The following is a 22,655-nucleotide window of genomic DNA, read 5'->3' as shown; positions in this document are numbered from 1 at the left end:
GGGCCGGACGATGCTGACGTACGCGAATGTGATGAGCGCCCCGGTCGACAAGCTCAAGACGGCGGTGGACGACTGGTCGACGATGGCCGGGAAACTGGCGCAGCTGGCGAAGGACGCCCGGGAAGGGATGCAGAGCAAGGCCGACAAGGCCGACTGGACCGGGGTGAACGCGGAGGTCAGCCAGGCGTTCATCCGCAAGGTCGCCAAGGAGTTCGACGACGCGGCCCAGGAGGCCAAGGGCATCCACCTGCTGCTCCTCGACGGCCACAACGCGTTCAAGAAGGCCAAGGACGCGCTCCAGGGGATCCTCGACGGGGCGGAGAAGGCGAACATCGTCGTCGACGCGCAGGGCGCGGTGACGGTCCGTCACTCGGTCACCCAGGACCCCACGATGCGCAACGATCCGGACGTCGACGACCTGCACAAGAAGGAACTGGCCGCCGCGGCCGCGTGGGAGGAGCGCATCCGAGCGATCGTCGACGAGTGCGACGACGCCGACGAGTCGCTGCGCCTTGCCCTCGCGGCGAACGTCGGCGAAGCCCTCGACTTCACCGCCCCCAGGTTCACCAGCCTGGACGCCGAGGAGGCCCAGCGGGCCTACGATCTCGCCACCAAGGGCGACAAGCTCACGCACACCGAACTCCAGCAGCTCAACGAGCTGCTGGCGGACAATCAGAAGTCCACCGTGTTCACCACGGCGTTCTACGAGAAGCTCGGGCCCAAGGGCACCCTCGACTTCTTCGCCCACATGTCGACCGACACGTACACCACCACCGGGATCAAGGACGAGCGCCTCAAGGACGTCCAGGACCTCCAGCGTAATCTCGGCCTCACCCTCGCCACGGCGACCGACCCCGACAACCTCCCGCCCGGCAGCCCGCTCGCCACCTGGTCGGCGGAGTTCCGGAAGCTCGGCGCCGAACGACTCCCGCTGTTCCCCGGGGACACCAAGGGCGTGTACGGCTACCAGGCGCTCGCCGGCATCCTGCGGTACGGCGACTACGACCCCCGCTTCCTGAACCCGATCGCCGAGCACGTGGTCCAGCTCCACGAGAAGAACCCGCAGATGTTCGCCGAGAACAAGCGGGACGCCTGGGAGAAGAACCTCTTCAACCCGTCCGGCGTCAGCGGCGCCGGGTACGACCCGGTGGTCGGCATCCTGGAGGCCCTCGGCCACAGCCCCGAGGCCGCGAAGCACTTCTTCACGGACAAGCCGACGGTCTACAAGCAGGACGGCACGGTCGACCCGGGGGCGCAGCTCGACTTCGGGGAGACCAAGGACAAGAACGGCAAGACGGTGCCGATCGGGTACCTCAGCTACTTTGCCCGCGAGGACGCCTACGAGGGGTTCCGGGATGTCGGACTCAACGACCCGGCCCGGGGCAAGGGCACCGACGAGTACCTGCCGGACGCGTTCGGCCACGCCCTGGAGGCGGCGACCCTCGGCCGTGCCTGGGACGATCCCCAGCCGGTCGCCGTACGCGACGACCTGACCGCGCAGGTCGCGGTCCAGGTGATCGACGCCTATGGCAACGCGGCGCTGCTCAAGAGCCAGGAGCCGCTGGCGGACAGCATCGGGCGGATCGGCGCCGGTTACATCGACGACCTGAACTGGGCCCTCAAGGAAAAAGACCCGAACAGCGTCTTCGCCCCGAAGACGGACTACCCCGCCCACGCCCAGATCGATCTCCTCGCCGCCCGGAAGTTCCTGACAGCAGCGGGACAGCACCCGTCGGCCTACGCGGACATCACCCTCGCCGAGCAGGTCAACATCACCTCGATGCTCTCCGCCGAAGCGCGCCCGGACAACACCTTCGACCTCGGCCGTGCCAAGATCCTCGTCGGCACCGGTGCGGAGGTCCAGGGACTGCTCGACGAGTCGCGCGGCCGACAGATCGAGGCAGAGGGCATGCAGAAGTACGAGGAGTACGAGAAGGAGCAGGAGAAGCGCGCCCGCTGGGTGGAGTTCGGCACGACGGCCGTCATCGCGGGCGGCATCGCTTTCCTGCCGACCGCCGCCGTGGGAACGGCGGCGGTCGCCGTCCCGGTCGCCATCGACACGGGCCACGGTGTGATCGATCAGCTGGTGGGCCAGTTCCTCGGAAACTCGCACGAGAAGTCGCTGGACGCGAAGAAGGCGGAGATCGAGCAGGCGATCCAGGAGGAACGGATAGCCATGTACTTCCAGGGAGAGGCGACCGCCAAGAGTCCCTACAAGGGATTCCTCCAGCAGATGGGAATCTACAACCCCCAGGATCCGAACGCGGTGGCGCTGAGCGAGTCGATGAGGATCGGCTACACGGGCGCCTACCCCATCACCCACCAGCAGGGCGCCACCCCGCAGACCGGCTGACCGCACCGCCGGGCCCCGGGCGGGACGATCCTCACGGTCGCCCCGCCCGGGGGCTCACCGCGCGTCCCACGCCACCGGCAGCCGGTGCACCCCGTAGATGTTCATGCCGGTACGCGGCGGCACCTCCTCCGGCGGTACGGCCAGCCGCAGCGTCGGGAGGCGGCGGAACAGCGCCGGGATCGCCACCGTCATCTCCACCCGGGCGAGTTGCTGGCCCAGGCACTGGTGGATGCCGTGGCCGAAGCCGAGGTGGCCGGTGGCCGCGCGGTGGACGTCGAGGACGTCAGGGTCGGTGAAGCGCGCCGGGTCGCGGTTGGCGGCCTCCAGGGACAGGGTCACCGTCTCGCCCGCCCTGATCAGCTGTCCCTCCCACATGACGTCCTCCAGCGCGGACTTCACGGTCGTCGGGGCGACCGTCAGATAGCGCATCAGCTCCTCGACCGCCTGCGGCGCGAGCTCCGGGTCGGCCCGCAGGGCCGCCGCCTGGTCCGGGTGGGAGAGGAGCGCGAAGGTGCCGTGGGCGATCATGTTGGCCGTGGTGTCCAGACCGGCGGCCAGCAGGAAGCCGCCGATGCCCACCAGCTCCTCGTCCGTGAGGTCCGCGTCCCGCGCCAGGTCGCCCAGCAGGTCGTTCGACGTCAACACCCGCTTGGCCGCGACGAGTTCCGCCATGTACTCCTGGAGCCCCAGCATCGCCTCGTACTGCTCCTCGGGCCGCGCGTCCGTCGTCATGACGGTCTCGGCATGGCCCTGGAACCTCTCCCGGTCGGCGTACGGGACGCCCAGCAGCTCGCAGATCATCAGGGCCGGGATCGGGCGGGCGTACTTCTCGACCAGGTCGGCACCGGGGCCGTGGTGTTCGAGCGCGTCCAGATGCTCCTCGGTGATCTCCACGACCCGCTCGGTGAGCAGGCGCATCCGGCGGACCGTGAACCGGCCCATGAGGAGCCGCCGGAAGCGGGTGTGCTCGGGGGCGTCCATGCCGGTCATGTCGCCGACCGGGGCGGGCGGCAGCGGCCCCTCGGGGCCGCCGGGGAAGGGATAGTGCAGCAACTCGTAACGGGAGCTGAACCGTTGGTCCGCGAGGATCGCGCGGACCGCGGGGTAGCCGGTGGCCAGCCAGCCGACATGACCGTCGGGATAGGCCATCCGGGTCAGCGGCGCCCGCTCCCGCAGCCCGGCGAGACCGGTGGGCGGATCGAAGGGGCAGCCGGCGGCGCGCTCGGTGGGGAGGGTCACGGGTGCGGTCTGGTCGCTCATGCGGGAGCTCCGTAAGAGGAAGGACGGCAGGACGAAGGGGCTGGACACACGAACTCCAGTGACGTGTGACATTGCACATGGGGGACCGGGGCCGGGCGTCCTCGGTGACACCCGGCCCTCAGGGGCGGACAGCGGGGGCGGCGGTGCCCGGGGTCAGGCGCGGCGGATCACGATGTCGCCCGCGCTCGTGCGCGCGTGGATCTCGACGGTCTCGTCGCCCTCGGCGGGTCCTTCCGCCGGGCCGAGCGAGTTGCGCACCGCGCCCACCTTGGAGTGGACGTCCAGCCAGGCCGCGGTGCCCTCACGGATGCCGATCTCGATCCCGCCGAGCGAGGTCTGGAGGGTGGCCGAGCCGCGGACCAGCTCGCCGATCGTGATGCTGCCGTGGGAACTGCGGACGTCGACGCCCGCCTCGGCCACGCCGACCGTGACCCGCCCCATGGAGGTGTTCACCTTCAGGCCGCCCGCCGCCGCGCCGATCACGGTCTCGCCGATGCCGTTCTTCACGGCCGCCGTGCCGGTGATCTCGCCGATGTCGATCCGGCCCGAGCCGTTGAGGTCGGCGTCGCCCGCGATCCGGGCGACGCGGATGTCCCCGTGGCTGGCGCGGAGGTCGACCGTGCCGGTGTCGGCGAGCTGGATGGTGCCCACGGAGGTCTTGACCCGGCACTCGCCGAGCCTGCCCTGGGCGATGAAGTCACCCATCGGCGCGTTGCCCTGAAGGTGCGAGCCGGCCGGCAGGTCGACGCTCACGTCGATGGACCCGGTCCGGCCGAACACGGACCGCCTCCGCGGCCCCTTGACGGTCAGCACGCCGTTCGCGTACGAGACCTTCGTCTCCTTGACCGCCTTGATGTCGTTGCCCTCGGAGCCGGTGCTGGGCAGCACCTCGACCACCGTGTCGGAGCGCGTGGTCGCGTTGAGCCGCACGTTGCCGAAGTCGAACTCGAGGACCACGGTGATGGGTTCGGGCGTGGGGAAAGAAGGCATGGCTGTGCCGTCCTCGTGACTGGGAGGGGAAGTGCGAGGTGTGGGTGGTGTGCGCGGTGTGCCGGGCGGGTGCTAACGGACCCAGCCCTGGAAGCTGTTGCCCTTCGACGGGCGCTGCCCGCGCGGCGCGGCGGCGGCCGGTCCGGCGGGCCGGGCGGCCGGGCCCGGCTCCAGGGCGGTGGCCACCGCCCGTACCAGCCAGGCGTTGACCGACAGGCCCTCCTGTCCGGCCGCGTCCTCGACACGGGCCTTGAGGTGAGCCGGAAGGCGGAAGTTGATCCGGGCGGTCGCGGCGTCCTCGCCCTCGGGGGCGAGCGGTGTCGCGAGGGGCGCCGACGGCGCCATCGACGCCGCCGATGGCGCCACTTCGGTGTCACCGGCGCCGGAGGACTCGGGCGGCGCGGGCGCCGTCACCACGAACTCGGGGTCGAGCCCCCGCAGCCGCACGTCCACCGAGCCCGGCGCGAGCTCCCGGGTGATCTCGTCCGAGGCCGCCGAGAGCGCGTTCAGCAAGGTCAGCCGGGTGGCCGACTCCAGCGGCGCGGTCAGCCGCTCCGCCAGGGCCCGGGCTTCGTCGCCCCCGGCCTCGGCGGCGACCGCGAGCTCGCGGCGGAGGTGGTCGACATAGGGGGTCAGGTCCATGAGAACCATCATGGCGCCAAAGTGGCGCCACGGCAAGCCCCTGTGGCGCCATGTGGTGCCACGATGGCGTCGGGTGGTGCCGCCTGACACCACCACGGCGCCACGTGGTGCCTTCCGGCTAGCTCGCGCCACCCGCCTCAAGACCGAGCGCCTGGAAGTCGACCATGCCGTACGCCCGGCTGACGTACACATTGGTCAGCCGCGGGTCGCGGTAGTTCAGCGACTTCCTCGCGCTGACCGGCAGGTAGTACGCGCCGTCCGTCAGGCGGTGGTTGATCTGCCGGTAGAGGTCGGCCGCCTTGGTGGGGTCGGTGGTCGCCGATGCCTCGTCGAAGAGGCTGTTGAGGGTGGCGTCGTTGACCTGGGCGAGGTTGGTGTTGCCGGTCTGGGTGATCAGACGGCCGTCGGACAGGGGCTGCAGGAAGCTGCCGCCCTCCGGGAAGTCGCCCGCCCAGCCCGACATGATCAGGCCGTAGTTCTTGCTCTTCACCGCGCTGGGCGAGCCCGTCGTCGCGTAGAAGGTGGAGATGGCCTGGCGCTCGATCTCGACCTTGATGCCGACCCGCTTCAGGGCGTTCTGCAGGGCCGCCGCGGCCTGCTCGTCCTGCACCCGGCCCTCACGGACCAGCATGGTGGTGCTGAACCCGTCGGAACGGCCGCAGGCCCGCAGTTCGTCGCGGGCCTTGGCGCTCCGGTCGCTGCCCTTGGTCAGCTCGAACGGGTCGTAGTCGTCGCTGCCCGGGATCGTCGGCGGCAGCATGCTGCCGTACGGAACCCCTGCCGTGGGGCCGCCGCGCGCGGTCTGCAGGGCGCCGGTGTCGGCCGCGTAGAGGACGGCCTTGCGGCAGTGCTCGTTGTCGAACGGCGCCGTCTTGGAGACCAGCGCCACCGTCGACAGATAGCCGGTGAGCGCCGCGTCCGTCTGCGCCTTCTTCGCGGGCTCCGCCAACAGCGCCGGCACGGAGGCGGCCGGAAGCCCGCCCTGCTGGGCGTCGAGGTGCACGGTGCCGTCCAGCAGCGCCCTCGCCCGGACCTCGGGGACGGCGTTGACGTCGATGGACAGTTCGACGCGGTCCGGCAGCGCCTTGCGCACCGGATCGGTGGCCTGGTCCCAGTTCTCGTTGCGGACGAGCACGAGGGACTTGCCCGCCGTGAGCGAGGAGAACTTGTACGGGCCGGAGGCCACCGGATGCTCGCCGTAACGGGCGCCGTTGTCGCGGGACTTGGGGACCGGTGAGGTGGCGCCGGTGGCGAGCAGGTGCGGGAACAGGGCGTTCGGCTTGGCGAGCTTGAAGACGAGGGTGCTGTCGTTCGGCGTCTCGACGGTCCGCAGGCCGCCGCTCGACGTGTCCTTGTAGGGCCCCTTGTAGCCCTGTCCTTGGTCGAGCAGCTCGACGAAGTACACCGGGCCGCCCACCAGCACGTCCTGCGCGAAGACCCGCTCGACGGCGTACTTCACGTCCCGTGAGGTGATCGGCGTGCCGTCCTCGAACTTCAGGCCCGGGCGCAGCCGGACCGTGTACGTCCGGCCGTCCGCCGACACCTCAGGCCGCGCCGAGGCCAGGTCGGGGACCAGCTCGGTGCCCTGCTTGCCCGGCTTGGTGTCGTAGGTGAGGAGCGTACGGGCGTACAGCCGCTGGAAGTTCCACACCCAGCCGTAGTAACTGCGCCCCGCGTCCCAGGAGTCGGCGTCGGCCGAGCTGGCCAGCTTGAGGGTGCCGCCCTTCCTGGTGGAGGCGTTCACCACGTTGCCGACGGCGGCGTCGAAGCCGGTCTTCAGACCCTTGCCGTCCTTGCCGCCGCCCGAAGTGCCACCGTCGGACGCGTGGTCGTCACCCTTGTCCTTGGCGCCGTACTGGTTGAGCAGCACCGCGGTCGTGACGCCGCCGCCCGCCACCAGGACGACCGCGGCGGCGATGGCCGCGATCCGGCGGCTGCGCGCGACCCGCGCCCGCGGTCCGCCGGAGGCCGGCGTCGACGTGGTGGTTCCGCTGATCGAGGCGGTCCCCACCGGCGGCGTCCAGGGCGACTCCGGCACCTGCACGCGTATCGGCGGCGGCGAGGACGGCATCGGGGGCGGCGGTGTCCGCGGCATCTCCGGTACGGGCGTGGGAGCGGGCGACGGTGCCGGTACGGGCGCGGGCTCCGGTGCCGACAGGGGTGCGGGCCCGCCCGCCGGCGGGGTCGCCGCGACCGGTCCGGCCGCCCCCGCACCGGCGCCCAGGGTCGGCCCCTGGCCCTGCGGCCGGCCCTCGGCGGGTTCCGGCGGCGCCGGGCGCTTCACCAGGGCGTCGCGCGGGTCGAGCGGCGCGGCCGGGGTCGCGGGGGAGGGGGCCGCCGTCCCGGTGCCGGTGCTGTCCCGCAGTGCCCGGGCCACCCCGGCGGGCAGCCAGTCGGTCTGCTGGGGGACCCCGGCACCGTACGTCTGGCCGCCCGACTCGCCGAGCAGCCGACCGAGCTCGAACAGCAACTCCGCGACCGTCGGGCGCTGTTCGGGCTCCTTGGCCAGGCAGCGCGCGACGAAGCCGGTGTCGTCGGGGAGCCCGGCCAGCGCGGGTTCCTCGTACACGGCGCGGAAGTTCACCGAGTGTGCCGCGCCGATGCCGAACGGCAGCGTGCCGGTGCCCGCGTACGCGAGGACCGCGCCGAGCGAGAACACATCGCTCGGCGCCCCGACCTGACGCCCGGTCACCTGCTCGGGCGACATGAAGCCGGGGGTGCCGATCACCATGCCGGTCTGGGTGAGGACGCTCGCCTCGGTGGCGAGCGAGATGCCGAAGTCGATGACCCGGGGGCCGTCCACGGCGAGCAGCACGTTCGACGGCTTGAGGTCGCGGTGCACCAGGCCCGCCGCGTGGATCGCCTCCAGCGCCTCGACGAGCCCCGCCGCCAGGTGCAGCAGGGACTTGCGGGGCCAGGCCCCGTGGTCCTGCACGGCCGCGTCGAGGGCCTTGCCCGGGACGTACGCGGTGGCGAGCCACGGTGGAGTGCCGTGCGGGTCCGCGTCGACCACGGCCGCGGTGAAGAAGCCGGTGACCCGGCGGGCGGACTCCACCTCACGGGCGAACCGCCGCCGGAAATCGGGGTCTTCGGCGAGTTCGGCCCGCACCACCTTGACGGCGACCATCCGGCCGCTGGTGGACCGGCCGAGGTACACCCGGCCCATGCCGCCCGCGCCGAGGCGGGCGAGCAGCCGGTAGCGCCCCATCTGCCGCGGGTCTGCCGCGCCCAGCTCTTCCAACGTTCCCCCCGTCGGCAAGGCCCCGTCCCCGGGGCCGTCCGGGGACGATTACATCAGACCCCGCCGTCCGGCCGCCGCTCTCCCCGGCCGCCGGATCCGGACGGCCGTTCGGGCTGTGCTCCCCTGGCCGGGTCCAGGACGGCCGGGGGCGGGTATGCGTGGCCGAAACGCCGTGGGCCGGGGGTGAGCGGCCCGTACCCGGACGCCACGGGTGCGAATTCCCGCTGCCCGCCTTTCGGGCCCGTGGCCATGACTGTCGTCAACGGTGTTTGCGAACACCTGAGTTGGCGAAGGGTGTGCGAACGGGGCCGAGCGGCGCGACGGTCGCGTCGCGGTGGCTCGAAACTCGTCGTCGGCCCGGATAAACCCCGAACGAATCAAGATCACTGCTTCGAGGTAACCCCACCGTTCTGACCGGGCGTGGCTGGTGTCCCGCCCGTTACTGTTCCCCGGGATCTGGGGGATCTGGATGGATTCCCAGAGATTGTGTCGGTTTTTCCTCTTTTTCCAAGGAGAGCTCGTCCCATGACCGTTGAGACCGGCCCGGAGACGGACCTTGAGCCACCGCGGCCGCAGTCCAGCCTGAGCACCGCGGCAGCCCGGAACCTCGCCACCACCACCAAGTCCGCCCCGCAGATGCAGGAGATCACCTCCCGGTGGCTCCTGAAGACGCTCCCCTGGGTGGAGACGAAGGGCGGCGCCTACCGGGTGAACCGCCGGCTGACGTACACCGTCGGCGACGGCGTCATCGAGTTCGTCCAGGACGGCGCCGCCGTCCGGGTCATCCCCCGTGAGCTCGGCGAACTCGCGCTGCTGCGCGGCTTCGAGGACGAGGAGGTGCTGCGCGCGCTGGCCGACCGGTGCGTCCAGCGCGACTTCCGCGCGGGTGAGGTCATCGTCGAGCGCGGCACCGCCGCCGACGAGATCCACCTCATCGCGCACGGCCGCATCAACCAGACCTCGGTCGGCAAGTACGGCGACGAGGTCGACGTCGCCGTCCTCGCCGACGGCGACCGGTTCGGCGAGAACGCCCTGCTGGACGCCGACGCCCGCTGGGACTACACGGCCACCGCCGAGACCCCCGGCACCCTGCTCACCCTGTCCCGCGCCGACTTCGCGTCCGTGCAGGCCCAGGCCGCCAGCCTGGAAGCGCACATCCAGGCGTTCAGCGCGCTGCCCCAGCAGCGCCAGAACAAGCACGGCGAGGCCGAGATCGCCATGTCGGCCGGTCACGTCGGCGAGGCCGCGCTGCCCGGCGCGTTCGTCGACTACGAGCTCAAGCCGCGCGAGTACGAGCTCTCCGTCGCCCAGACCGTCCTCAAGGTCCACACCCGGGTCGCCGACCTCTACAACGGCCCGATGAACCAGACCGAGGAACAGCTCAGGCTCACCATCGAGGCGCTCCGCGAGCGCCAGGAGTACGAGCTGATCAACAACCGCGAGTTCGGTCTGCTCCACAACGCGGACTTCAAGCAGCGCATCCAGACCCACTCCGGGCCGCCCACCCCGGACGACCTCGACGAGCTCATCAGCCGCCGCCGGGGCACCAAGGTGCTGCTCGCCCACCCGCGCACGATCGCCGCGATCGGCCGCGAGTTCAACGCCCGCGGGCTCTACCCGGACCACGTCGACCTCGGCGGCCAGTCCGTCCCGGCCTGGCGCGGGGTGCCGATCCTGCCCTGCAGCAAGATCCCGATCAGCAACGAGCAGACCAGCTCGATCCTCGCCATGCGTACCGGCGAGGACAACCAGGGCGTCATCGGCCTGCGCCAGACCGGTCTGCCGGAGGAGTACGAGCCCGGCCTGTCGGTGCGCTTCATGGGCATCAACGAGCAGGCGATCATCTCCTACCTGGTGACCACCTACTACTCCGCCGCGATCCTCGTGCCGGACGCGCTCGGAGTCCTGGAGAACGTGCAGATCTCCCGCAGGCACGACTGACCGACCCCCGGCGAGGATTCCTCCGCGGGCCGCGCCGGGCCGGGCTCACCGGGCCGGGACGGCCCCACCATCCCAGCAAGGAGCCACGGATGCCCGATCCCGGGCTTTCCTCTCTGCCCGTGAGTCCGCCCGCTCCGGCCGCCAGGCCGGTGCTGCCCGGCCCGCCCTCGCTGCCGTTCGGATCGACGGCCGGGGCCGCCGTTCCGGCGTCGGCCGACGCGCCCGAACCGGTCGAGGTGCCGGTACCGGTACCGGTCGGCTCCGTGACCGAGCCCGCGACCCTCTCCGTACCCGAGCAGGCACTCGTACCCGAGCAGGCGGTCGTGTCCGAAGCCCTGACTCCTCTGGAGCGCATCCTGAGCGGGCCCAGCGGGTTCGGCACGACGGCGCTTTCACTGGCCCGGCGGCCCGAGCCGGAGGCGGCGGCCCTCGCCGTGACCGGGTCCGCACCGCCCGCCGAACCCCTCGCCGACCCGCCGACCGAGCCGGCGGCCACCACCGCCGTGGTCGGCAACCCCATCCCCGGCCTGTACTACCACCCGATCCCGGAGCCCGATCCGCTGCGGGTCGAGGAGGTCAGCAGGCGCATCAAGGACTGGGCGGTCGACGAGGTCCAGATGTTCCCGCCGGAGTGGGCGGACGAGTTCGACGGCTTCTCCGTCGGGCGCTACATGGTCGCCTGCCACCCCGACGCGCCGAGCATCGAGCACCTGATGGTCGCGACCCGCCTGATGGTCGCCGAGAACGCCGTCGACGACATCTACTGCGAGGACCACGGCGGTTCGCCGGTCGGCCTCGGCAGTCGGCTGCTGCTCGCCCACACCGCTCTGGACCCGGTGCACACCACGCCCGAGTACCAGGCGCCGTGGGAGGAGTCGCTGGCGTCGGACGCGCCCCGGCGCGCGTACCACTCGGCGATGAAGTACTTCACGCAGCTCGCCACGGCGTCCCAGGCGGACCGCTTCCGGCACGACATGGCGCGGCTGCACCTGGGCTACCTGGCCGAGGCCGCCTGGGCCGAGACCGACCATGTGCCCGAGGTGTGGGAGTACCTGGCGATGCGCCAGTTCAACAACTTCCGCCCCTGCCCCACCCTGACCGACTCCGTCGGCGGCTACGAACTGCCGATGGACCTGCACGCCCAGCCGGCCATGCAGCGGGTCATCGCGCTCGCCGGGAACGCGACCACGATCGTGAACGACCTGTACTCCTACACCAAGGAGCTGGACAGTCCCGGCACGCACCTCAATCTGCCGGTGGTGATCGCGGAGCGGGAGAACCTCTCCGCCAAGGAGGGCTACCTGAAGGCCGTCGAGGTCCACAACGACCTCATGCGCGCCTTCGAGGCCGAGGCCGCCGCTCTCGCCGCCACCTGTCCTGTCCCCACCGTGCTGCGCTTCCTCAAGGGCGTCGCGGTGTGGGTGGACGGCAACCACTACTGGCACCAGACCAACACCTTCCGCTACAGCCTCCCCGACTTCTGGTAAGAAACGGACTTTCATCTGTGACCAGCACCGAGTTCACCACCGCCGAAGGCACCACCTCCGCGTTCGTCCCCTCGCCCGCGACCCCCTACCAGGGGGACATCGCGCGCTACTGGAACAACGAGGCCAGGCCCGTGAACCTCCGTCTCGGCGACGTCGATGGGCTCTACCACCACCACTACGGCATCGGCGACGTCGACCACGCCGCCCTCGGCGACCCCGAGGACAGCGCGTACGAGAAGAAGCTGATCGCCGAGCTGCACCGCCTCGAGTCCGCCCAGGCCGAGGTGCTGCTCGACCACCTCGGACCGATCGGCCGCGACGACACCCTGATGGACGCGGGCTGCGGCCGCGGCGGTTCGATGGTGATGGCCAACCAGCGCTTCGGCTGCAAGGTGGAGGGTGTCACCCTCTCCGCCAAGCAGGCCGACTTCGGCAACCGCCGGGCGCAGGAGCTGGGCATCGAGGACCGGGTGCACGCCCGGGTCTGCAACATGCTCGCCACCCCCTTCGAGACCGGTCAGATGGCCGGCTCGTGGAACAACGAGTCCAGCATGTACGTGGACCTCGAGGACCTGATGGCCGAGCACTCCCGGGTGCTCTCGGTCGGCGGCCGGTACGTCACCATCACCGGCTGCTGGAACCCCAAGTACGGCCAGCCGTCGAAGTGGGTCTCGCAGATCAACGCGCACTTCGAGTGCAACATCCACTCGCGCCGTGAGTACCTGCGCGCCATGGCCGACCACCGGCTCGTCCCGAACGCGGTGATCGACCTGACCGCCGCGACCCTGCCGTACTGGGAGCTGCGCGCCACCTCGTCGCTGGTCACCGGCATCGAGGAGGCGTTCATCGAGTCGTACAAGGACGGCTCCTTCCAGTACCTCCTGATCGCCGCCGACCGCGTCTGATCCCCCGGACCGCCGCCCCACCGGCGGGAACGGGGCCGGGCCCGCCCCTCCTTCAGCGGAGGGGCGGGCCCGGCATTTCGTACGACGGTCAGGGCGCGGCCCCGGCAGGTTCCCCGGCGGGCTGCTCGGCCCGCCGGATCGTGCAGTGCAGCGTGTCGTGGACGACGTCCGCGACGATCGTGTCACCCGGCTCCGCCTCACCGCCGAGCAGCAACGAGGCGATCCGGTTGTCGAGTTCGGTCTGGATGGTCCGGCGCAGCGGACGGGCGCCGAACTCCGGCTGATGGCCGTGGGCGACCAGGAGCTTCTTCGCCGCGTCGGTCACCTCCAGCTTCAACCCCTGGGCGTGCACCCGGTGTTCGCTGCGGTCGAGCAGATGCTCCACGATCTGGGCGAGGTCGTCCTCGGTCAGGCTGTGGAACACGATGATGTCGTCGATGCGGTTGAGGAACTCCGGCAGGAAACGCCCCCGCAGGTCCTCCATCAGCTCGTCCTTCAGCTCGGCCGCGTCGCCCTGGTGCGCCAGGATGCGGTGGGCGCCGATGTTGGACGTCATGATGACCACGCAGTGCCGGAAGTCCACCGTGCGGCCCTGACCGTCCGTCAGGCGGCCGTCGTCCAGGATCTGGAGCAGCGTGTTGAAGACGTCCGGGTGCGCCTTCTCGACCTCGTCGAACAGGACCACGCTGTACGGCTGGCGGCGCACCTTCTCGGTGAGCTGTCCCGCCTCGTCGTAGCCCACGTAGCCGGGCGGCGCGCCGACCAGGCGGGCGACGGTGTGCTTCTCCTGGAACTCGCTCATGTCGAAGCGGATCATGCGGTTCTCGTCGCCGAACAGCAACTCGGCCAGTGTCTTGGCGAGTTCGGTCTTGCCGACGCCGGTCGGACCGAGGAAGAGGAACGAGCCGACCGGGCGGCCCGGGTCGCCCATGCCCGCGCGGTTGCGGCGGACCGCCTCCGACACGGCGGTGACGGCCTCGTCCTGGCCGACGATCCGGGCGTGCATCTCCTCCTCCAGTTTGAGCAGCCGCTCCTTCTCGCTGGTGGTGAGCTGGGCGACCGGGATGCCGGTGCGCCGGGCGACGATCTCGGCGGCGGTGACCGAGACGACGCCCTCCCGGCGCTCCTCGATGCCCGCGAGCTCGCCCTCCACCTCGGCGATCCGCCTCTTCAGGTTCGACGCCTTCTCGAACTCCTCGCCCGCGACGGCCTCGTCCTTCTCCCGGCGCAGCTTGGCGAGCTTGTCCTCGCGGCTGACCACCTCGGTGGAGCGGCCCGCGCTGCGCAGCCGGACCCGGGCGCCCGCCTGGTCCATCAGGTCGATCGCCTTGTCGGGCAGGAAGCGGTCGCTGATGTAGCGGTCGGAGAGCTCGGCCGCCGCCGTGAGCGCCCCGTCGGCGAACCGGACCTGGTGGTGGGCCTCGTACGCGTCCCGCAGTCCTTCGAGGATCTGCACGGTCTCCTCGACCGTCGGCTCGGGGATCAGCACCGGCTGGAAGCGCCGTTCGAGGGCGGCGTCCTTCTCGACGTGCTTGCGGTACTCGTCGATGGTGGTGGCGCCGACCACGTGCAGTTCGCCGCGGGCGAGGGCGGGCTTGAGCATGTTGCCCGCGTCCATCGAGCCCTCGCCGGTGGCGCCGGCGCCGACGACGGTGTGCAGCTCGTCGATGAACAGGATGATCTGTCCCTCGGACTGCTGCACGTCCTCGATGACCTTCTTCAGGCGCTCCTCGAACTGGCCGCGGTACTGCGCGCCCGCCACCATGCCGGACAGGTCGAGCGAGACGACCCGCTTGTCCTTGAGGGTGTCGGGCACCTCGCCCGCCACGATCCGCTGGGCGAGGCCCTCCACGATGGCGGTCTTGCCGACGCCGGGCTCGCCGATGAGGACCGGGTTGTTCTTGGAGCGGCGGGACAGGATCTCGACGGTCTGCTCGATCTCGTCGGCGCGGCCGACCACCGGGTCGAGCTTCCCGGCCTTCGCCTCCTCGGTGAGGTCGCGGCCGAACTCGTCGAGCGTGGTGGCCGGTTGCCGCTGCTGCGCGGCGGGCGCCTCGCCCGGCCGGGACGCCTGCTCGGCGGCGCCGCGCAGCCGCTGCACATCGAGGTCCTCGGCCCGCAGGAAGCGGGTGGCGCCGGAGTCCGGGTCGCGCAGGAGCGCGCCGAGGATGTGCTCGGGGCCGATGTACGAGACGCCCGCGGCCTGGGCGTAGGCGTGGGCGGCGGCGAGGGTGCGCTTGGCGGCCGGGGTGAGTCCGGGTTCGGCGGACGGCTCGCCCGCCTCGCGGGGCAGCACCCCGGCGATCTGTTCGGCCAGCTTGTCCGGGTTGACCCCGGCGTCGGTGAGCACCCGGCGGGACGCCTCGACCTGGGTGGCGGCCCACAGCAGATGCTCGGTGTCGAGGTCGCTGGTGCCGTCCTCAAGGGCCTGCTGCGCCGCCCGGGCGAGGAGTTCCTGGGCCGACTCGGTGAGCAGCCGTCCGATGGGGACGCGCTGGACGGCCGGGGGAGAGGACGCGGGCGACATTCCGAAGAAGCGGTTCAGCATCTCGCTGAACGGATCGGAGGAGCCGAACGGGGATCCGAACGCCATGGACATCTGGTGCTCCTGCTGCGGGGGTGCCAGGGGGTGGGGGGTCGTTCCTCCCCACTCAAACCCGGGTCCCGGGGCCCCGCAAGCGGGGTCCCCAGTGCGTTCAGGGGTCTTTCATTGCAACGTTGCGCGCCCCGGCATTGCCTTAAGTCGGTTTCCATTGCAACGATTTATCGGTTCTGAGCTGGGTGGTTGTCCGGGGATCGCCATGGTCATGTTGCCTGGAGCGCGAATGCAACGTAGCGTTTCTGTTATCAGAAACAGTAGGCGGCAAACGAGCCGTGTCCCAGGAAGCCGGAGCAGACCATGCAGAAGTTCCCGACCGCCGCCCCCGTCACCGTCGTCGTCGACCTCCCCGCCGGGCGCATCCAGCTCATCGCCGCCGACCGCGCCGACGCCACGGTCGACATCCGGCCGCTCAACCCGGCCAAGACCCGGGACGCGAAGGCCGCCGAGAAGGTCCGCGTCGACTACGCCGACGGCGTCCTGCGGATCGAGTCCCCGCAGCCGGAGAACCGGCTGTTCGGCAGCTCCGGCCACGTCGAGGTGACCGTCCAGCTGCCGGTCGGCTCCCGGGTCCGGGCCAAGGCCGCCGCCGCCGACCTGCGCGGTGTCGGCCGCCTCGGCGACGTCGACTTCGAGACCGCCCAGGGCGAGATCAAGCTCGACGAGACCGGCGCCGCCCGGCTCGCCGTCCAGGCCGGCTCCATCGTCGTCGGACGGCTCGGCGGACCTGCCACCCTCAGCACCCAGAAGGGTGACCTGCGGGTCGACGAGGCCAAGACCGGCACCGTCGAGCTGAGCACCCAGAAGGGCGACATCACCGTCGGCGCCGCCCGGGGCGTCTCCGCCACCCTCGACGCGGGCACCGGCTACGGCCGGGTCGCCAACACCCTGCGCAACGACGAGGGCGCCGCGTCCGCGCTGCGCTTCAAGGCCACCACGGCGTACGGCGACATCACCGCCCGGAGCCTGTGAGGCCCGTGGCGGGGGACGGGTGGCGTGGGGCGTACGAGGTGGTGACGGGGGGTGCGTGAGGTGGCGACGGGGGATGCGCGGGGCCGGGGGCGCGGATACGCTGACCTCGATCTTGCTGACCGAAAAGTGATGTTTGTCCGTACGTGCGCATCTCAGGGAGTCGTGTGGCCACCCCGCAGCCCGTCCTCGCCCCTCCCGCGACAGCCGCCGTGTTCCTGGTGGTCACCGTGGACCCGGGTGGCGAGTCCGCCGCCCGCGACGCCCTCGACGGCCTGGCAGGACTGGCCCGGTCGGTCGCCTTCCGCGCGCCCGAGGACCGGCTCAGCGTCGTCGTCGGCATCGGCGCATCCGTCTGGCCCCGCCTCTTCGACACCCCGCCGCCCCACGACCTGCACCCCTTCCGGCCGCTGCGCGGCCCCCGGCACACCGCCCCGGGCACCCCGGGCGACCTGCTGTTCCACCTCCGCGCCCGACGGATCGACCTCTGCTTCGAACTGGCCCGGCTGATCGTGGACGGCCTCGGCGGCGCGGTCACCGTCGTCGACGAGGTGCACGGCTTCCGCTATTTCGACTCGCGCGACCTGCTCGGCTTCGTCGACGGCAGCGAGAACCCGGAGGGCCCGGCGGCCGGTGCCGCCGTGTACATCGGCGACGAGGACCCCGACCACACCGGCGGCAGCTACGTCGTCGTCCAGAAGTACGTGCACGACCTCACCACCTGGGACACGCTCAGCGTCGAGGAACAGGAACGGGTCATCGGACGCACCCGGTCCGCCAACGTCGAACTGCCCGACGAGGTGAAGCCCGCCGACTCGCACGTCGCCGTCAACACCATCGTCGACGCCGACGGCGACGAACGGCAGATCGTCCGCGACAACATGGTGTTCGGCTCCGTGGGCCAGGCCGAGTTCGGCACCTACTTCATCGGCTACGCCCGTACCCCCGAGGTCACCGAGCGGATGCTCGACCGGATGTTCCTCGGCGAGCCGCCCGGCGTCACCGACCGGATCCTCGACTTCTCCACCGCCCTCACCGGCTGTCTCTTCTTCGTGCCGAGCGCCGACTTCCTCGACGACCTGCCCGACCCGCCGTCCGCGTCGGCATCCGTCCCCGCGACCACGCCCGCCGAGGCGACCACGCCCGCCGGACCGGCCGCGCCCTCCGACGGCTCCCTCGCCATCGGCAGCCTGAAAGGAGCCTGAGCACCATGACACCTGCCGGCGACCCCACGACGACCAGCAACCTCCACCGCGAACTCGCCCCGGTCACCGCCGCCGCATGGGCGCAGATCGAGGAGGAGGCCGCCCGCACCTTCCGGCGCCATGTCGCGGGCCGCCGCGTCGTCGACGTGCCCGCATCGGACGGGCCGGGACTCGCCGCCGTCGGCACCGGACACCTCACCGACATCGCCGCGCCCGCGCCCGGCGTCACCGCCCGGCTCCGCGAGGCCCGGCAACTCGTCGAACTGCGGGCGCCGTTCACCATCAGCAGGACCGCCGTCGACGACGTCGAACGCGGCTCCAACGACTCCGACTGGCAGCCCGTGAAGGACGCCGCCCGGGCCATGGCCTTCGCCGAGGACCGCGCCGTCTTCGACGGCTACGCCGCCGCCGGGATCGCCGGACTGCGCGAACGCAGCTCCAACCCGGTCCTCGCGCTGCCCGCCGAACCCCGCGACTACCCCGACGCCGTCAGCCGCGCCCTGACCTCGCTGCGGCTCGCCGGGGTCGACGGACCGTACGCGCTGCTCCTCGGCGCCGACGACTACCGCGCGGTCAGCGAGACCTCCGACCACGGCTACCCGATCGCCGCGCACCTCGCCCGGATGCTCGACGGGCCGCCGATCTGGGCGCCCGCGCTCACCGGCGCGTTCGTGCTGTCCACCCGGGGCGGCGACTTCGAACTCCGGCTCGGCCAGGACCTGGCCATCGGCTACAGCGCCCACGACGCCGACAGCGTGCACCTCTACTTCCAGGAGACGCTGACGTTTCTCGCCTACACCGACGAAGCCGTCGTCGTGCTCCAGCACTGACCCCGGCCGGGATCGTCTCCGGCTGACGGTCAGGCGCCACCGGCCGACGGTCAGGCGCCGACCGAGACCACCTCGGCGCTCATCGGCCCGCCGGGCGTCCGGTACGACACGGTGTCCCCGGCCCGCCGCCCGAGCAGCGCGACACCGAGCGGGCTGTCCGAGGTGACGAGCGCCGGGTCGTCGGCGTCGGCCAGCTCCCCGAGGTGCACCGTCGACTCGCCGCCGTCCTCGAACCGTACGGTGACGGTGCTGCCCACCCCGATCAGCAGGGCGTCCGGCGGCCCGGCCACGGAGGCGCCGTCGAGCCGCTCCTGGACCCGGGCGATCCGCTCGTCGAGCCGGGACAGCTCGTCGGCCCGCTGGATCTCGTCGGCCGCGTCCCCCTCGTCACCGACCGTGTCCTGGTCCTTCAGGGTCGCCGCCACCGAGCCGCGCTCGGCCCGCAGCTCGGCCAGTTCCTGCTGGAGCGCCCGCTGCGCCTCGGGGCTGATGGGCTCGGGACCGTCCGTCATGCCTGCTCCCAGGTGACTCGTGGCGCGCGTCCCGGCGATCGCGCCTCGCGGACCGGGGACGGGGCCGTGGACATCGTCTCCATTACCGCACCGCCCGGGTCCCCCGGCAATCCGGCCCGGCCGCTCAGGCGGTCCCGTCGTCCCAGCTGGCGAAGTAGGCGGCCGCCATGTCCTCGTCGCCCCTGCCCTGCGCGACCGCCCGCAGGAACCGCGCCTCGGCGGCCCTGGCCAGGTCCAGGCGCACCCCGCCGCGCTCGCCCGCGGCCACGATCAGCCCGGCGTCCTTCGCCGCGGTCCGCACCGCGAAGCTCGCGGGCGACAGCCGGTCCTCCAGGACCAGCGCGGCCTTCGCCCGCAGATAGCCCAGGTCGAGCGGGCCGCCGTCGATCACCGAGAAGAAGTCGGCCGGGTCGACGCCGAGCGCCCGGGCCAGCGCCAGCACCTCGCCGGTCGCGGTGGTGGCGGCGAGCACCCAGCTGTTCGTGACCAGCTTCAGCCGGGTCGCGGTGCCCGCCGCGCCGTCGTCGCCCGCCCACACCGTACGGCTGCCCACCGCGTCGAACAGCCGGGCCACCGCCGCCCGGGGCGGCCCGTCGGGCCCGGCGGCGAGCACGGTGAGCCGCCCGGCCTCGGCGGGCTCGCGGGTGCCGAGCACCGGGGCGTCGAAGAACGTGAGCGCGTGCTCGTCGGCCAGCGCGGCGAGCGCGCCGATCTGGTCGAGGCCGACGGTCGTGGACTGCGCCCACACCGTGCCCGGCGCGAGCCCGGGGGCCGCCGTCCGCATCACGTCGAGGACGGCGCCGCCGTCGTACAGCATGGTGAGCACGGCGTCGGCGCCCGTGACGGCCGCCACCGGGTCGGCCACCGCCACCACCCCGGCCGCGTCCGCCGCGACGGCGGCGGCCTTGTCCGGCGTACGGTTCCAGATCCGCACGGTGTGCCCCGCGCGGGCGAGGCTGCGGGCCATCGCGGCGCCCATGATCCCGGCGCCGAGGACGGCGACGACGGCCCCCGCGCCGGGTGCGGACCGCTCGGCGGACGTGGACTGCGCGGCGGGCACGGGCTGTTCGGCGGACACGGGGGCTCCCTCGGCTGTGCGGCGCGGACCCGCCCATCGAACCACGGCGGGCCGGGCGGGGCCGGTCAGTCCGCCGCGGGCTCCGGCTGGATCCCGGCGAGCAGGTTGAACGCGCCGGTCAGCAGGTTGAGGGTGACGACGCCGACCACCTCGGCGATCACCCGGTCGCTCCAGCCGTGCTCGCGCAGCTCCGCCACGTCCGCGTCGCCGACGGCGCTCGGCTCGGCGAGCACCTTCAGGGCCACCGCGATCAGCGCCGCCTCGCGCGGGTCGGTGGCGGTGCCCTGCCGGGCCAGCTCGATGTCGAGATCGGTGAGCCCGGCGGCGCGCGCGGCGGCCTCGTGGGCCTCGCGGCAGGTGCCGCAGCCGATCCACTCCTGGACGGCGAGGGAGATCTTCTCGCTGATCGGCCGGGCCATCCGGACCCGCTTCATCGACCGCGACAGGCTCAGATAGCCCTCCAGGACGGCCGGCGAGTGGGCCATCGTGGAGACCATCTCGCCCGCCGAGCCGTGCCGTTCGACGATGTCGGCGAGCAGTTCGCGGGCGCGACCGGTGGCCTGCTCGGGTTCGAGCGCGGTGAGTCGTCGTCGCACGGTTCCTCCTGCTGCTGTTCTTCTCGGTCACGGTCGTGGTCGCGGGCCGGTCGTCCAGCCCCGACTATATACCCCTGGGGGGTATGATGTCGGGTGTCCTCCCCGCGTTCGCGCTCGCGCGCTCTACGATCGAGGGGTGATCAAAGGCGTCATGTTCGACTTCTCCGGCACCCTGCTGCGCGTCGAGTCCATCGCCCACTGGCTGGACGCGGTGCTCGCCGGGTCCGATGTCCGGCTCTCCGGCGACGCGTTCGCGCACACCGTGGAGCGGCTCACCCACTACGGAGCCCTGCCCGGCGGCCCGGCACCGGAGCAGGTGCCCCGGCGGCTGGCCAAGGCGTGGGCGGAGCGCGACCTCGACGACGCGCGGCACCGGGCCGCGTACACCGCGCTGATCCGTGCCGCCGGGGTCACCGACCCCGGCCTCGTCCGGGCGCTGTACGACCGCCACCGGACGCCCGAGGCATGGCACCCCTACCCCGACACCGCCCGCACCCTCGGCGAGCTGAGCCGCGCCGGTGTCGCGGTCGCCGTCGTCAGCAACATCGGCTGGGACCTGCGACCGGTGTTCCGGGCGCACGGGCTCGACGCATGGGTCGACGTCTACGCCCTCTCGTACGAGGTCGGCGTCCAGAAGCCGGACCCCGGGATCTTCCGGTACGCGCTCGACGGGCTCGGGCTCACCGCCGCCGAGACCCTGATGGTGGGCGACGACCGGCGCGCCGACGGCGGCGCCGAGGCGCTCGGCGCCCAGGTGCACTTCGTCGACCACCTGCCCGTCGACCAGCGCCCGCACGGTCTGCTCCCGGTGTTCGGGCTGCTCGGCGGCGGCACCACCACCGGCGGCCACCGCCCGGGCGGCCACCACGCCGGGGACCCGCACGCGGACCCGGGCGCCGCGCCCGGCTCTCCGCCGGACTCGCCGCCCGACTCCCCACCCGTCACACCCAGTTGACCTTCGCGCGGGCGAGCAGCGGGTCCTCCAGGAGCTCCCACAGCGGCACCGCCACGTTCCCGACCCGGTAGCGCCCGCCGTAGTGCAGTCCGAGCACCCGGTGGTCGGTGAGGTCGAAGACCGGCGAGCCGCTGTTGCCGCCGAGCGTCGAGCAGTCGTGCCGCATCACCAGGCCGCCGGGCGTGAACTCGGTGGCCATGCCCGGCTGGAGCCGCTTCACGTTGTACACGTCCATGAAGATCCGCCGCATCGACTCCGGCTCGTTGCGCCGCCCGTCCCAGGCCGGATAGCCGATCACGTACACCGGACGCCCCGGAACGCCCGCCGGGGCGTCCGCCGCGACGGCCAGCGGCGTCGGCAGCGGCTCGTCGTCCACCGGGGCGATCCGCAGCAGGGCCAGATCGACGTCCGGGTGGATGCCGGTCACCTCGACGACCTCGTACGGCCGGGTGTCCGCGGTCGGCACCGGGCCGGGCGCGGGGTGCCCGGGCTGCTCCTCGCCCGGGTCGATCCGGGCCGACATGCCGTCCTGGAAGGTCCAGCCCGCGTCGTCGGCCCGGCTGAACTCGGCGGCCACGTGCCGATTGGTCATCACCGTCTCGGGACCCACCTGGAACGCGGTGCCGATCCACTCCAGGCTCGGATGCCCGGTGACCTCCACCCGCCCCACCCGGGCGATCGACTCGCGGATCGCGGCCCGCCCGGCGTCGAGCACCGACCAGTCGCCCGGCTGCGAGGCGAAGTCCTGCCCCTGCACCAGGATCGCCGGGCGCCCCTCCAGGAGCACGATCGCCTCCACCCCGAAGTACTCGTCCTCGTCGATCTCGTCCGCCCGGTCCCCGGCCAGCTTCTCCAGCCCCGCCACCCCCGCCTCCAGGACCCGGGCCCGCTCCTCGGCCGCGAACCGGCCGATCTCGGCGGCCGGGGCCACGCCGGGCGGCAGCTCCTCGGCCGACTCCTGGATCTCCAGCTCCTGTTCGAGCCGGTCCCTGACCCGCTCGGCCACCGCGCCGAGATCGCCGAAGACCTGCGCGGGACCGGTCGCCACCGGTGAACCGCTGTGCGAGCCGCTGCGCGATCCGTAGCTCATCC

Annotated in this window: 16 protein-coding genes and 1 pseudogene; 8 read left to right on the top strand and 9 right to left on the bottom strand. The window is 72.2% G+C overall.

Features of this window, described 5'->3' with window-relative positions:
• Positions 1 to 10 precede the first annotated feature (10 nt).
• Positions 11 to 2,353, top strand: coding sequence for a hypothetical protein (locus tag ACIPXM_RS31080; RefSeq protein ID WP_401662409.1), 2,343 nt, complete (start codon positions 11 to 13; stop codon positions 2,351 to 2,353).
• Positions 2,354 to 2,407: 54 nt separating this feature from the next.
• Here the strand turns inward: ACIPXM_RS31080 and ACIPXM_RS31075 are convergent, their stop codons facing one another.
• From ACIPXM_RS31075 to ACIPXM_RS31060, 4 genes are all read right to left on the bottom strand, one after another.
• On the bottom strand, positions 2,408 to 3,613 hold the full coding sequence (locus ACIPXM_RS31075) for a cytochrome P450 (RefSeq protein WP_401662407.1): 1,206 nt from the start codon (positions 3,611 to 3,613) through the stop codon (positions 2,408 to 2,410).
• Between the two features lie 153 nt (positions 3,614 to 3,766).
• The gene (locus ACIPXM_RS31070) at positions 3,767 to 4,603 is read right to left on the bottom strand and encodes a DUF4097 family beta strand repeat-containing protein (protein ID WP_401662405.1); all 837 of its coding nucleotides are present in this window, start codon (positions 4,601 to 4,603) and stop codon (positions 3,767 to 3,769) included.
• Positions 4,604 to 4,675: 72 nt separating this feature from the next.
• Entirely contained in the window at positions 4,676 to 5,245 is a 570-nt protein-coding gene (locus ACIPXM_RS31065) for a hypothetical protein (protein WP_401662403.1), read from the bottom strand.
• 118 nt (positions 5,246 to 5,363) lie between these two features.
• Complete coding sequence (locus tag ACIPXM_RS31060; protein ID WP_401662401.1) at positions 5,364 to 8,486, bottom strand: ABC transporter substrate-binding protein; 3,123 nt, start codon at positions 8,484 to 8,486, stop codon at positions 5,364 to 5,366.
• 525 nt (positions 8,487 to 9,011) lie between these two features.
• On the opposite strand from ACIPXM_RS31060, the gene ACIPXM_RS31055 reads away from it, so the two are divergent.
• The 3 genes from ACIPXM_RS31055 to ACIPXM_RS31045 all read left to right on the top strand — a co-directional run bounded on the left by ACIPXM_RS31055 (position 9,012) and on the right by ACIPXM_RS31045 (position 12,819).
• On the top strand, positions 9,012 to 10,427 hold the full coding sequence (locus ACIPXM_RS31055; RefSeq protein WP_401662399.1) for a family 2B encapsulin nanocompartment shell protein: 1,416 nt from the start codon (positions 9,012 to 9,014) through the stop codon (positions 10,425 to 10,427).
• A gap of 89 nt (positions 10,428 to 10,516) precedes the next feature.
• Entirely contained in the window at positions 10,517 to 11,914 is a 1,398-nt protein-coding gene (locus ACIPXM_RS31050; protein ID WP_401662396.1) for a family 2 encapsulin nanocompartment cargo protein terpene cyclase, read from the top strand.
• A 17-nt stretch (positions 11,915 to 11,931) separates the two neighbouring features.
• Positions 11,932 to 12,819 carry a geranyl diphosphate 2-C-methyltransferase gene (locus tag ACIPXM_RS31045; RefSeq protein ID WP_401662394.1) on the top strand — a complete coding sequence of 296 codons (888 nt, stop codon included), beginning with the start codon at positions 11,932 to 11,934 and terminating at the stop codon, positions 12,817 to 12,819.
• An 88-nt stretch (positions 12,820 to 12,907) separates the two neighbouring features.
• On the opposite strand, the gene ACIPXM_RS31040 is transcribed toward ACIPXM_RS31045, so the two are convergent.
• The gene (locus ACIPXM_RS31040) at positions 12,908 to 15,418 is read right to left on the bottom strand and encodes an ATP-dependent Clp protease ATP-binding subunit (protein ID WP_401662392.1); all 2,511 of its coding nucleotides are present in this window, start codon (positions 15,416 to 15,418) and stop codon (positions 12,908 to 12,910) included.
• 300 nt (positions 15,419 to 15,718) lie between these two features.
• Here ACIPXM_RS31040 and ACIPXM_RS31035 point away from each other — a divergent pair, with 300 nt between their 5' ends.
• The 3 genes from ACIPXM_RS31035 to ACIPXM_RS31025 all read left to right on the top strand — a co-directional run bounded on the left by ACIPXM_RS31035 (position 15,719) and on the right by ACIPXM_RS31025 (position 18,422).
• A complete protein-coding gene (locus ACIPXM_RS31035; RefSeq protein ID WP_401662390.1) occupies positions 15,719 to 16,390 on the top strand; it encodes a DUF4097 family beta strand repeat-containing protein in 672 nt (223 codons plus the stop codon).
• A 164-nt stretch (positions 16,391 to 16,554) separates the two neighbouring features.
• Positions 16,555 to 17,592 carry a Dyp-type peroxidase gene (locus tag ACIPXM_RS31030; protein ID WP_401662388.1) on the top strand — a complete coding sequence of 346 codons (1,038 nt, stop codon included), beginning with the start codon at positions 16,555 to 16,557 and terminating at the stop codon, positions 17,590 to 17,592.
• Between the two features lie 5 nt (positions 17,593 to 17,597).
• Positions 17,598 to 18,422 (top strand): family 1 encapsulin nanocompartment shell protein, encoded by an 825-nt coding sequence (locus ACIPXM_RS31025; protein WP_401662386.1) that lies wholly within the window; start codon positions 17,598 to 17,600, stop codon positions 18,420 to 18,422.
• A 50-nt stretch (positions 18,423 to 18,472) separates the two neighbouring features.
• Here ACIPXM_RS31025 and ACIPXM_RS31020 read toward each other — a convergent pair whose 3' ends face one another.
• The 3 genes from ACIPXM_RS31020 to ACIPXM_RS31010 all read right to left on the bottom strand — a co-directional run bounded on the left by ACIPXM_RS31020 (position 18,473) and on the right by ACIPXM_RS31010 (position 20,608).
• Entirely contained in the window at positions 18,473 to 18,934 is a 462-nt protein-coding gene (locus ACIPXM_RS31020; protein WP_401662384.1) for a GreA/GreB family elongation factor, read from the bottom strand.
• A 124-nt stretch (positions 18,935 to 19,058) separates the two neighbouring features.
• Positions 19,059 to 19,994, bottom strand: coding sequence for an NAD(P)-dependent oxidoreductase (locus ACIPXM_RS31015; protein ID WP_401662552.1), 936 nt, complete (start codon positions 19,992 to 19,994; stop codon positions 19,059 to 19,061).
• A gap of 83 nt (positions 19,995 to 20,077) precedes the next feature.
• Entirely contained in the window at positions 20,078 to 20,608 is a 531-nt protein-coding gene (locus ACIPXM_RS31010; RefSeq protein ID WP_401662382.1) for a carboxymuconolactone decarboxylase family protein, read from the bottom strand.
• 151 nt (positions 20,609 to 20,759) lie between these two features.
• On the opposite strand from ACIPXM_RS31010, the pseudogene ACIPXM_RS31005 reads away from it, so the two are divergent.
• Positions 20,760 to 21,434 (top strand): annotated as a pseudogene (locus ACIPXM_RS31005) (HAD family hydrolase); the annotation flags it as partial.
• A gap of 115 nt (positions 21,435 to 21,549) precedes the next feature.
• On the opposite strand, the gene ACIPXM_RS31000 reads toward ACIPXM_RS31005, so the two are convergent.
• Complete coding sequence (locus ACIPXM_RS31000) at positions 21,550 to 22,653, bottom strand: trypsin-like serine peptidase (protein ID WP_401662380.1); 1,104 nt, start codon at positions 22,651 to 22,653, stop codon at positions 21,550 to 21,552.
• Positions 22,654 to 22,655 lie beyond the last annotated feature (2 nt).

This window comes from Streptomyces sp. NPDC090025 (assembly GCF_044748125.1).
Lineage (GTDB): Bacteria > Actinomycetota > Actinomycetes > Streptomycetales > Streptomycetaceae > Streptomyces.
Note: the sequence above shows the minus strand (reverse complement) of the source record. Positions and strands in the feature narration are given on the sequence as shown.

What these genes read in the sequence shown, in the direction of transcription:
- ACIPXM_RS31025 (WP_401662386.1), top strand. Translation starts at nt 17,598, where the DNA reads ATGACACCTGCCGGCGACCCCACGACGACCAGCAACCTCCACCGCGAA.
- ACIPXM_RS31070 (WP_401662405.1), bottom strand. Translation starts at nt 4,603, where the DNA reads ATGCCTTCTTTCCCCACGCCCGAACCCATCACCGTGGTCCTCGAGTTC.
- ACIPXM_RS31020 (WP_401662384.1), bottom strand. Translation starts at nt 18,934, where the DNA reads ATGACGGACGGTCCCGAGCCCATCAGCCCCGAGGCGCAGCGGGCGCTC.
- ACIPXM_RS31080 (WP_401662409.1), top strand. Translation starts at nt 11, where the DNA reads ATGCTGACGTACGCGAATGTGATGAGCGCCCCGGTCGACAAGCTCAAG.
- ACIPXM_RS31040 (WP_401662392.1), bottom strand. Translation starts at nt 15,418, where the DNA reads ATGTCCATGGCGTTCGGATCCCCGTTCGGCTCCTCCGATCCGTTCAGC.
- ACIPXM_RS31050 (WP_401662396.1), top strand. Translation starts at nt 10,517, where the DNA reads ATGCCCGATCCCGGGCTTTCCTCTCTGCCCGTGAGTCCGCCCGCTCCG.
- ACIPXM_RS31075 (WP_401662407.1), bottom strand. Translation starts at nt 3,613, where the DNA reads ATGAGCGACCAGACCGCACCCGTGACCCTCCCCACCGAGCGCGCCGCC.
- ACIPXM_RS31055 (WP_401662399.1), top strand. Translation starts at nt 9,012, where the DNA reads ATGACCGTTGAGACCGGCCCGGAGACGGACCTTGAGCCACCGCGGCCG.
- ACIPXM_RS31035 (WP_401662390.1), top strand. Translation starts at nt 15,719, where the DNA reads ATGCAGAAGTTCCCGACCGCCGCCCCCGTCACCGTCGTCGTCGACCTC.
- ACIPXM_RS31065 (WP_401662403.1), bottom strand. Translation starts at nt 5,245, where the DNA reads ATGGACCTGACCCCCTATGTCGACCACCTCCGCCGCGAGCTCGCGGTC.
- ACIPXM_RS31000 (WP_401662380.1), bottom strand. Translation starts at nt 22,653, where the DNA reads ATGAGCTACGGATCGCGCAGCGGCTCGCACAGCGGTTCACCGGTGGCG.